At 38.3% G+C, this 11,141-nt stretch carries 11 protein-coding genes and 1 pseudogene; 2 read left to right on the top strand and 10 right to left on the bottom strand.

Annotated features, from left to right (window positions below):
• Window positions 1–69 precede the first annotated feature (69 nt).
• From FJR37_RS24130 to FJR37_RS24090, 9 genes and pseudogenes are all read right to left on the bottom strand, one after another.
• A complete protein-coding gene (locus tag FJR37_RS24130; protein ID WP_053539991.1) occupies window positions 70–738 on the bottom strand; it encodes a dienelactone hydrolase family protein in 669 nt (222 codons plus the stop codon).
• A gap of 145 nt (window positions 739–883) precedes the next feature.
• Entirely contained in the window at window positions 884–1,537 is a 654-nt protein-coding gene (locus tag FJR37_RS24125) for a phosphoribosyltransferase (protein ID WP_168467329.1), read from the bottom strand.
• 195 nt (window positions 1,538–1,732) lie between these two features.
• A pseudogene (locus FJR37_RS27265) lies at window positions 1,733–1,903 on the bottom strand (HNH endonuclease); the annotation flags it as partial.
• Window positions 1,897–2,115, bottom strand: a complete 219-nt coding sequence (locus tag FJR37_RS26260; RefSeq protein WP_174763475.1) for a hypothetical protein — start codon at window positions 2,113–2,115, stop codon at window positions 1,897–1,899. The gene FJR37_RS26260 and the pseudogene FJR37_RS27265, both read right to left, overlap by 7 nt.
• Window positions 2,116–2,232: 117 nt before the next feature.
• Complete coding sequence (locus FJR37_RS24110; protein ID WP_039200178.1) at window positions 2,233–3,243, bottom strand: proline racemase family protein; 1,011 nt, start codon at window positions 3,241–3,243, stop codon at window positions 2,233–2,235.
• Window positions 3,244–3,462: 219 nt separating this feature from the next.
• Window positions 3,463–5,145 carry an NAD+ synthase gene (locus FJR37_RS24105; protein WP_168467328.1) on the bottom strand — a complete coding sequence of 561 codons (1,683 nt, stop codon included), beginning with the start codon at window positions 5,143–5,145 and terminating at the stop codon, window positions 3,463–3,465.
• A gap of 47 nt (window positions 5,146–5,192) precedes the next feature.
• Window positions 5,193–5,939, bottom strand: a complete 747-nt coding sequence (locus FJR37_RS24100) for an NUDIX domain-containing protein (protein ID WP_168467327.1) — start codon at window positions 5,937–5,939, stop codon at window positions 5,193–5,195.
• Window positions 5,909–6,499 (bottom strand): nicotinate-nucleotide adenylyltransferase, encoded by a 591-nt coding sequence (locus FJR37_RS24095; RefSeq protein WP_168467326.1) that lies wholly within the window; start codon window positions 6,497–6,499, stop codon window positions 5,909–5,911. The genes FJR37_RS24100 and FJR37_RS24095 overlap by 31 nt, the downstream gene beginning before the upstream one ends.
• An 82-nt stretch (window positions 6,500–6,581) precedes the next feature.
• Entirely contained in the window at window positions 6,582–7,967 is a 1,386-nt protein-coding gene (locus FJR37_RS24090; protein WP_168467325.1) for a nicotinate phosphoribosyltransferase, read from the bottom strand.
• Window positions 7,968–8,567: 600 nt separating this feature from the next.
• Between FJR37_RS24090 and FJR37_RS24085 the strand changes: the two genes are divergently transcribed.
• Both FJR37_RS24085 and FJR37_RS24080 read left to right on the top strand, forming a co-directional pair.
• Window positions 8,568–8,855, top strand: coding sequence for a hypothetical protein (locus tag FJR37_RS24085; protein ID WP_039200182.1), 288 nt, complete (start codon window positions 8,568–8,570; stop codon window positions 8,853–8,855).
• A 2-nt stretch (window positions 8,856–8,857) separates the two neighbouring features.
• Window positions 8,858–9,271 carry a type II toxin-antitoxin system VapC family toxin gene (locus FJR37_RS24080; protein WP_039200183.1) on the top strand — a complete coding sequence of 138 codons (414 nt, stop codon included), beginning with the start codon at window positions 8,858–8,860 and terminating at the stop codon, window positions 9,269–9,271.
• Window positions 9,272–9,329: 58 nt separating this feature from the next.
• On the opposite strand, the gene FJR37_RS24075 is transcribed toward FJR37_RS24080, so the two are convergent.
• A complete protein-coding gene (locus FJR37_RS24075) occupies window positions 9,330–10,739 on the bottom strand; it encodes an aspartate ammonia-lyase (protein WP_168467324.1) in 1,410 nt (469 codons plus the stop codon).
• Between the last annotated feature and the right edge of the window lie 402 nt (window positions 10,740–11,141).

Here is an 11,141-nt window from a genome sequence, read left to right as displayed (position 1 = left end):
GCTTAAATCAAATAATTAAGCCGTGTTGAGTATAGTATAGCAACTTACGTTAATAGAGGATTTAATCTTTTACCTGAGGTAGTGCGTAAACCATTCACTCGCCAGTTGTGCTACTGCTGCTAATTTACCTGGTTCTTCAAATAAATGGGTGGCTCTAGGAATAATCTCCAGCCGTTTTACTGAGTGCAACTGTGCCAGTGCATCCTCATTCATTGCTATGACGGGCGTATCGTAACCGCCAACAATGAGCAGTGTTGGTGCTTTGACATGAGATAATGCTGAACCCGCTAAATCAGGTCGTCCACCACGGGAAACAATAGCTTGTACTGCCTCTGGACATTCTGCGGCAGCAACCAGGGCTGCACCTGCTCCTGTACTAGCACCAAAGTAACCTACTTTGAGGTTACAAGTATCTGGGTTCTGTTGTAACCAATCCGTAGCCCCAACTAACCGCGATGCTAACAACCCAATATCAAAGCGTAAGTGTCTGGTTCGCAAATCAATTTCTTCTTCTTCAGCAGTGAGCAAATCAATTAATAAAGTTGCTAGTCCCGCCTGTTGTAAGACTCCGGCAACATAGCGATTACGAGGGCTGTGCCGGCTGCTACCACTGCCATGAGCAAACAATACTACACCCATAGCACCATTTGGAATCATCAAATTCCCCTCTAAGTTAACCTTACCTGCTGTCACTGACACCAGATGTTCTTGGGGGTGCTGTGTTAATGTTCTATCCATCACCTCAACCTCCATTTACGAATTATTAGCTACTAAGTAGGTGAACACAATAAAACCAAACTGTGTAAAGAAATGTAAAATCGCCCAAACCCTCTTCACTCTTGCCTCTTGCCTTTTGCCTTGCCATAACGACAATTTTCAACGCTCACCTACTTAGTAATTTTTGCCTTGTCAACAGTTCACATACCTCTGTGTCGGTTGTTTGCTGAAAATCTTCGTACCAAATACCGATGGCACACAAATCTTCTGGCATCATTACGCACACAACCTGATCTACTTCTGCTTGCAGTTCTTCACAGGTAGATGCTGCTGCAACTGGAACTGCAACCACCAGTTTACCAGGCTGTTGCTTTTTCAATGTAGCGATCGCTGCTCGGATAGTAGCACCCGTAGCAATGCCATCATCAACTAGAATAATAGTATGATTTTTAACTTTTGGTAGGGAAAGATTACCCCGATAGCTATGGCTACGGCGGTCTAATTCCCGCATTTCGATAGCTGCTACTTGATTAATAGTTTCTGGGGAAATCCGCAACCAATCAACGACATTCTCATTAATTACACGCACCCCTCCGGTGGCGATCGCACCCATGGCAAGTTCTTTGTGTCCAGGTACACCGAGTTTCCGCACCAAGCAAACATCTAATGGGGCATCAAGTTCCTTTGCTACCTCATAAGCCACAGGCACACCGCCACGGGGAAGCCCCAATACTAAAACATCTGGACGATTGGCATACTCTGTTAACTGAGCAGCTAAGAGTTTACCCGCTTGCGTCCGATTCCGGAATCTTCGTAACATATTTTTATACCTCTTTATTAAAATAAATCACTAACAATACCTTGTCCATTTTTTGTAGGTCGGGTTAAGCGACAGCGCAACCCGACGCATTTGTTGGGTTATGGCTGATGCCTGCGGCTCCCGCAGGGATACGCCAAACTTCGTGAACGTACCTCAATCCAACCTACAAATCAAGACTTTTTTCGATTTGGACAAGGTATTGGTAAGATTTAATTTTTTCCTATTGAATTTTGTCCTTCCACCAGAAGCCGTTGCAATTGGTAATCCAGTTTCTTTCAAAGTTTGAAATAAATCCCACCTTGTAGAATTAACAGCAGCCGCATCTTTTAAAGGTCTTTTTGACTGGGATTTAATTCTTTTCAATAGTTATAAGCTTCCTCACCCGAAAAATAGGCAATACGCCCGGAATCATCCAGCCAGACTTCTTCTAACTCAGCAAAACGAGCAGATGTCGAGCTATCTATGGCTATTGAACCGATAATTTGACTACGACGCACAACATTGAGCATATTTCCCCTCCCATACTCTCTATTTCTGAGGAGTTTGATTAATAAACACAGCGGCTGATCTTTTGCCACCTTGTTGTTTGGAATTTGAACTCTACTTTGAGGGTAGCAAGAAAATCAGAGAAATTGTTCCATCAAATTGTAGAAAAAATGTAGAAGGAATTAATCCCAGGAGAACAAACTTAGTTATTAAGCAATAACAAACCCGTATTTCATCGCATCATTTGGATCTACTACAAACTGTTGAATTCCTGTGATAAATGCTTCTCCAGTAACGATGGGATCTACTGCGACGAACTCACCTACTTGAACTTCCTTAATTACTTTGCCTTTGAAGTTACTACCGATGATGCTCTCGCTAGTAAATTCGACACCCAATTGGAGTTTACCCCTGCCATATAGTGTAGCCATAATAGCTGAAGTACCAGTACCACATGGCGAGCGATCCATTTGACCATTGCCAAAAATCACTACATTTTTAGAGTAGGGTCTAAAAGGTTCAGGTTGCTCATAAATAGCTGTGATTTCTACTGTATTAATATGTTGTTCTATGGGATGCTGCACCTTCAATTGATTATTGACTGCCCTTTTCACCATCATTCCCAATTGGATCAGTTTGGAAATATTGTCAGGCTGAAGTGAAACACCTAAAGCCTTTGCTTGAATAATAGCAAAAAAGTTTCCTCCAAAGGATACATCAATGGTAATTTTGCCTAAATCAGGAAGAGTAAGTTCTATGTCTTTGGCATATAAAAATGAAGAAACATTAGCGACAGAAACCTCATACACTTGGTTTTCTTCAACCCTAGCATGACTTTCAACTAAGCCTGCGGGCGTATCAAAAATAATCGTTGTTTCTGGTTCGGTCTTGGGAATCATCCCCATCTCAATTAGGGCTGTAGTGATGCCAATGATTCCACTCCCACACATATCGACATAACCTGCATTATCCATAAAGATAACGCCATATTGTCCTCGATTAGTTGTTGGTGGAATGATAATCGCCCCAAACATATCTTTATGTCCTCTAGGTTCCTGCATCAGGAGAGTGCGAATGTGGTCTAAATGCTGTTTCATGTAATGCTTCTTTGCTGCCATTGTTGATCCTTGAATTGGCGGCAAACCACTCATGATAATTCGTGTTGGTTCTCCTGCTGTGTGGGTATCAATAGCTGATATAATTTGTTCAAATCTTGTCATAAATAAATTCCTCTCAAAGGTAATCTTTTTCAGAATGGGGATTTTCACCTTTACTTACTACTTTAGATAGATATAGGACTCCTATTTGATTTTTGAACGGAACTCGGTACACCTTTATATTCTCGAATCCTCTTGCCTCTTGCATGATTGCCTCTTGCCTTCCTACGTAGGAAAATATGGCTAACGCCACGCTTCGCTATCAGGAATCAAACCGGATTCCTATATATTTCTCAACGCAGACCAACTACTAGCAATAGGCATTCTCCAACCAGTCCCAAAAGCACGGTCAGTGATTTTTAATCCTGGTGCAGCTTGTCGGCGTTTAAATTCCGCACGGGATAATAATTGTAATACCCTATCTACAATTGCCGGTTCATGACCTGCGGTAATAATTTCTGCTGCTGATTGATGTTGATGAATCAAACGGTCGAGAATATCATCTAAAATTTCATAAGGTGGTAGGGAATCTTGGTCAACTTGACCCGGTTTAAGTTCCGCGCTGGGTGCTTTGGTGAGAATATTTTCGGGAATAACTTCTTTTTGTTGATGGGAATTTAACCATTTACAGAGGGAATAAACGCGGGTTTTAGGAACATCAGCAATGACCGATAAACCGCCATTCATATCACCATAAAGAGTGCAATAACCAACAGCAACTTCCGATTTATTGCCAGTAGATAAAAGCAGATAACCGAACTTATTAGAAATTGCCATTAATAAATTACCACGAATTCGAGATTGGAGATTTTCTTCCGCAATGCCAAATTCTGTGCCGGCAAATAAATCATCTAGGGATTTATCAAAACTTTGCATTAATTCCCCAATAGGTAAAAGTTGAGTTTGAATATCTAAATTTGCTGCTAACGCTAAAGCATCACTAATAGAATGTTCTGAACTATAGGGAGAAGGCATTAACACACCAATTACATTTTCTTTTCCTAATGCCGCAGTCGCAATGGCAGCAACTAAAGCAGAATCAACTCCCCCACTTAAACCTAACAATACTTTAGAAAAGCGACATTTACCCACATAATCTTTAACTCCCAAAACCAAAGCATTCCAAATTTCCTTATCTTCAGATTCATCAATGGGGGAAATATGACCTAATTGTAAATCCTGTTTATCGGCATTAAATTCAACGGTCAAAAAATCAGATACAAAACCTTTAGCACGACAAACAATTTCACCTTGTTTATTTAAAGCAAAACTCCGTCCATCAAAAATCAAATCATCATTTCCGCCAACTTGGTTTGTATAAATAATTGGTTGTTGAAAATTAACTGCACTATGTTTTAACATCGCTTCTCGCAGATGTTGTTTACCAACAGTGTAGGGTGAAGCAGATAAATTAACAATTAAATCAACTCCTAAATTTGCTAAATCAGCAATGGGATTAACTGCGTAACTCCGCTTACCCCAAAATTCCTCATCATTCCATAAATCTTCGCAAATTGTCACACCAATATGAAGATTATCTAATTTAAAAGAATTGGCTTGTAGTCCTGGTTCAAAATAGCGTTTTTCATCAAAAACATCGTAAGTTGGTAATAGCCTTTTATGAAAAAATTGCTGGATTTTGCCATTTTCTAATAAAGCCATACTATTAAATAAATTTTTCCCTCCAGAAATGTGCGCTTGGGAATTTTTAACCACAGTTCCCACCAATACAGCTAAATTGGCGGGTAAATCTTCAGCTAATTTTTGCAATGTTTTATCTATTGATTCCACAAAACTAGGATTTAATAATAAATCCCTTGGTGGATACCCACAAATAGATAATTCAGGTGTTAATAATAAACGAACATTTTCTGATGCTGCTTGTTGTGACATTTCCAGGATTTTTTGAGTATTTCCTAGTAAATCACCAATAATAGGATTAATTTGAGCGATAGCGATTTTCATAATTTATCTGCGTCTATTTGCGTTCATCTGCGTTCAACTATTATTCCTTAAATAAACACCAAAGGTTTATCTTTAAATGGTGCAAAAGCATCTTTATCAAACCTATACAAACTTGCAGGACGACCAGCACCTCGTGATACTTTAATGCCAGTATCCGATAAAAAGCCCAATTTGAGTAACCGCGCTCGAAAATTAGAATAATCGGCAAAACATTCTCCTAAAACTGTAGTGTATAGTTGATACAAATCGTTTAAAGTAAAAGTTTCTGGTAAGACTTCAAAAGCTATAGGACTATATTCTAATTTGTTTTTTAATCTTCTATGTCCATAGGTAATAATCTCATTATGGTCAAATGCTAATTGTGGTAATTGTTTGACAGGATACCAAGCAATACACGCCACTTTATCGGCAATTAATTCTGCTTCTTCAAATCTGACTAAAGCAAAGTAACTAACTGATAAATAACGGACTCCATAGCTATCAATTTTTTCCCTGGGGTCACGGTTTGGACCACCAAAAGTATAAAGTTGTTCTAAATAAAGATTATTTACCTTTATTTTCTCAGCCATAATCCGATAAGCAGCATCTTCTAAAGATTCTCCTTGACGGACTAAAGTACCAGGAAGACTCCAATCATTTAAGAATGGTTCTTGCTGTCGCATAACCAAGAGAACTAACAACCGATTTTGAGCAGTATCTACAGAAAAAATCACATTATCAACACCAACTTTAAAGTCAGCTAAAGGTTGTTGATTTATGGAGTTTAGAATCTTTTTTTGGTTACGTATTGGCATTCGTACAAATGCTGTTGATGAATATAGGCAATGACGGGAGGTGTGAGAGTATTAATATCTCCTTGTTCACGAAAGGCGGTAGAGGAAACATCTAAACCAATTAAATTTGCAATTTTAATTTTTCCTCCGATTTGTTTAACTTTTTCTAAACTAGAATCATCTATTATATATCCTGGTCTGGGAATTACCAGTAATTGCACTTGTTGTAATAAATCTTCAACATGATACCAGCGCGGTAATTGCTTTACTAAATCAGCCCCAATTACTAAAGTATATTCAATATCTTCTCCCCATTTTAATTTTGCTTTACCTACAGTTTCTAGAGTTTTCCAACTACTCAAATCTTGTTCTAAGGCAATATTTTGGTTAGCAACATTGATATCTTTAATTAACAGTTCTAACATTGCTGCCCTGTGCGGTAAAGGCGTTTGTTGGGATTTTAGAGGATTATCCGCCGCCCATACAGCCACCCAATCATAATGTTTAGATAGCCACTTGAGAATTATTAAATGCCCAGCAGTTGGCGGATCAGCACTTGTACCAAATAAGGCTATTTTCATGATTTTTGATTCTGCTTTTTTGCAATTTTTAGAGTAATTTAAACGAACCACAGAGACGCAGAGGACGCAGAGGTAAGAGAAATTATATTAATTTATCTCTTTTTTTCGTTTTATTTGTCAATTTCTGTAATGGTTCTGATATTTCAATTTTGACGGAAGTGGGATTTTCTATTCTTCTTGTTTCTGCTGGTAAACTAGCAACTGATGCCGCAGTTCGTTGACGAATGATTGTTAAAGTTTCTGGTGTTTGTAATTGTTTACCTGCTTTGATTACTAACTGTAATAAAGATTTTTCATGGTCAGATTTTTCTTCTGTTAAGCCTAATCTATCTTTATGTATTTTACCATCTAAGAAGGATCGAAAAATTTGTTTTTTACCTGGATAAGTGAATTTACCACTTGATTCTTTCATGACGGGAATTCCTTCAATGTCTACAAGTTTATAAACTCCATTGACTGGTGAACCTGTAACTAATTTTGTGCCTAATCCATAACTATCAATTTCTGCCCCTTCTTGCTTGAGTCGGCTAATTTCCCATTCATCTAAATCACCACTGGCGAATATTGATATATTCGGTAAGAGCGATCGCACTTGTTTTGATAAACTGACTAAATCCCCAGAATCTAACCTGACTCCAGATAATTCCATTTTTCCAGCATTGACCTTTTCTGCTAATTTCTCCGCCGCAGCAACGGTATCATATGTATCAATTAATAATGGCGCACCGGGAAAATATTGATGAAATGCCGTAAAAGCCTGTTCTTCACTCCCTTCTAACGCTGATAAAGCCATAACTAAAGCGTGTGCCATTGTCCCACTTGGTTTTTGTCCTAGTTGTAGCGCCGCTAACACATTGGAAGTACCATCTAAACCACCTGCCAAAGCCGCCCGCGCTGCCCATAGCGAGGCTTGGGGACTAAAAGCCCTGCGTGTACCAAATTCTAAAAGTGTGGCTTTTTCTCCCGCTATATCCCTTAATCTTGCGGCTTTGGTGGCAATTAGAGTTTGATAATTCAGAGTATTTAAAAGATATGTTTCTACTATTTGCGCTTGCCATAAGGGTGCTTCTATTCGCAGTATAGGTTCATTTGCAAATATCGCTGTTCCTTCCGCAACTGCCCACACATCTCCAGTAAAGCAACCTTCCCGCAAAAGCTGCCAAAAACGCTCATTTGCGTGGGTAAAAATTCCCGTTGACTGCAAATCAGCAATTTGACTGTCATTAAACCGGAATTTAGTCAAATATTCCAAAGCTTGGGCTAAACCCATAGCTATTAAATAGCCAAAACCATCAGGTAAGCGTCTGACAAACAATTCAAAACTCGCTTGCTTCTGTTCTATACCTTCACCAACATAACAAGCTGTCATTGTTAGCTGATAAAGGTCTGTTAGTAAGCTGTAATCCTCACAACTGAGATTTAATTCGGGATTTTTCCTTTCATAGTCTATATCTAGGAAAGTTGTCATCTGAGATGCCCTACCAAGAATGTCTCTTTATTTATGGTAGTATTTACCATAAATAATGTCAAGCCTTGGCTAATAAATAATGACAAATTCCCCAAAAGCCTATATTCGTAAGGGAGTTAGGCTATTTTTTACAATTAATTTATATTTCTTAATAGTACAGATAGTCAATATCAAGAAGTTGAATAAGATTTACAGAATAATTGACCGCAGATAAACGCAGATAAAAATGGATGAATTAATTAATGAATTTTATGATTCTGTGCAACTTTACATCTAAGTAAGTAGACGAAAATAAATCAAAGTAGATTAAGTAATGTAAAAAATCTGGAGATGATTTCGTAGTGAGGGCTTCAGCCCTCAAATGACGAATAAATTCCTCACTACAAACTTTGAATTATTCAAGCCGTTCTACTTAATTGGTTTAAGGGTTTAACCCGAATTAGACTAACAAATAGTTTTTGTGTTTGCATGGGGAATAATTGCGTTACTATATAACAATAGAAACTAAATTTATATAAGAATAGGAAAACCAAGAAGAAATTAATACCAATTTCTTTGAAAACAGATAAAAGTTATTTCGATAGAAGGATGATATCAATTATGGATTCTGTAAGTCTCACCCACGAACAATTATCTCAAGCTATTAATGAACTTCCACTGGCAGCACTTCCTGAATTAGCTGATTTTATTGAATCTTTACTTTTTAAGCTTAATTTAACTCCTGCGGCTATTCATAATGAACCAGGGGAGAGTAATTTTTTATTAAGTATTGCTGGTATAGGAGAGTCTAGTGAATCCAATTTATCAGACAGAGATACAGAAAACGGAGAACTGGAAATTGTTCCAACTAGAGGTATCAAGGAATTTAATCATGAGGTAAATAAATAATCATGACGGCTATTTTAGATATAAGTTTCTTAGTGGCAATTGTTGATATTAAGGACGAAAATTATGGGCGTATCCTTGATGTTATAGTTGATTCAAAGGAAGTATTGGTTTTACCAACAACAGTTTTACCTGAAGTTTGTCATTTGCTTGCTTCTCGGTTAGGATATCCGACAACAAGAGAGGTTTTAACTGAATTAGCTAATAGTAATGTCATTATTGAAGGGATTGATAAAACTGATTTAAAAAGGGTGATGGAGATTCTAGACCAATATACTGATAGTAAGTTAAACTTTGTGGATGCAACGATTGTTGCTATTGCGGAAAGGATGAATATTACTAAGATTTTTACTTTAAATAAACCTATTTTTAGTATTATTAGTCCACTACATTGTGCTGGTTTTGAGATATTTCCTTAATAGGCTATCAATCAGATCCCTGACTTCTTAAAGAAGTCGGGGATCTTGTATTTTGTACTTATTTTAAAGGAACAATTGCACTCATTTGGTCTAAATCCAGGACTGTTGCTAATTCTGTTTCTGTCATTAAACCTTTTTCGAGAACTATTTGCCGGAGAGATTTACCTGTTTCTAAAGATTCCTTAGCTACAGCCGCAGCATTCAAATAACCGATGTGGGTATTTAAGGCGGTGACTAATGCTAAACTGCCTTCAGCATAGGCTAAACAACGTTCTTTGTTAGCAGTAATTCCTTGAATACAGCTTGTGGTTAAAGCCAAAATTGTGTTACCTAAAATCTCAATGCTGTGAATTAAATTATAGGCAATGAGGGGCATCATTACGTTTAATTCTAATTGTCCAGCTTGGGCGGCAAAAGCGATCGCATTATCATATCCCATTACCTGAAAACATACCATTGATGTCATCTCTGCCATCACAGGATTATATTTTCCGGGCATAATTGAAGAACCAGGTTGGACTGGAGGAAGTTGAATTTCCTTAAATCCGGTTTTGGGACCAGAATCCATTAACCGTAAATCGTGGGATATTTTCACCAAATCCTGGGCTAAATTCCGCAACGCCCCAGAAACATTCACAAAAGCCCCCATACTTTGCATAGCAGCCATTAAATGGGGTGCTGGTTCTAGGGGAAATTCCAATAATTGCGACAGGATATCCACAACTCTTTGCCGATATTCTGGGTGAGTATTCATACCTGTTCCCGCCGCACTACCACCTAAACCCAACACCATTAAATCCCCAGAAGCAATGTAAAGCCGGTTTTGGTGTTCTGAGAGAATTTGCGCCCAAGCCCGAAAATTATCCCCTAATCTCACAGGTACAGCGTCTTGGAGGTGAGTTCTCCCCGATTTGACGATATCTTGAAATTCTGTAGCTTTGGCTTCTAAAGCCGAAATTGCCTGTTCTAAAGCTGGTTGTAAAGTGCGAGAAAGTGCCAGTAAGCCACCAATCCGAATAGCTGTAGGGATGACATCATTGGTAGACTGTCCGTAGTTTACATGATCATTGGGGCTAACGAGTTTATAATTACCTTTTTGATCTCCCAGAATTTCTAAAGCGCGATTTGCCAAAACTTCGTTAATATTCATGTGGTGAGAAGTTCCCGCACCAGCTTGATAAACATCAACGACAAATTGATCTCGTAATGCACCTGCTAAAATTTCATCAGTAGCTTGAATAATAGCCTTGCTGATATCTGCGGGAATACAATCCAATTCTCCATTGACAATAGCGGCGGCTTTTTTAATATATAAACCAGCATCTATATAAGTGGATAAAGGTTTAGTCCCGCTAATGGGGAAATTTTCGATCGCCCTTTGGGTTTGAATCCCATAATATACGTTATTGGCAATTTGGCGATCGCCCATCGAGTCTTTTTCAATCCGAAAATCTGAATTGTTAGTCATATAAAGTCGAGAATGGGAACAGAAGAACAGGGAACAGGCGAAAAACTTATTTTTAACTCATAGAACTTACGCAACTGGCACATTGGTAGGGTGCGTCAGACTGCATAAATCTTGCAAATAAACAGATTGTTGATATCTGACGCACCCGACTAGCACATTGGTAGGGTGCGTCAGACTGCATAAATCTTGCAAATAAACAGATTGTTGATATCTGACGCACCCGACAACAGATTTTTGGTGTGACACTTGCGTAAGTCCTAACTCAATTGAGGATTGCTATATTTCCCACTCATCATAATACACACACCCGTGATTAAAAACGCCAAGGCACTGCAAAATCCAGCAAATACAGATGTTATTGTGGCTGGAAATACAAAACCAAAAATACTCATAGCTAAGAGG

Source organism: Aphanizomenon sp. UHCC 0183 (assembly GCF_009712065.1).
Taxonomy (GTDB): Bacteria; Cyanobacteriota; Cyanobacteriia; order Cyanobacteriales; family Nostocaceae; genus Dolichospermum; species Dolichospermum heterosporum.
The sequence above is the reverse complement of the archived record's forward strand: the minus strand, read 5'-3'. Positions and strand labels throughout refer to the sequence as shown.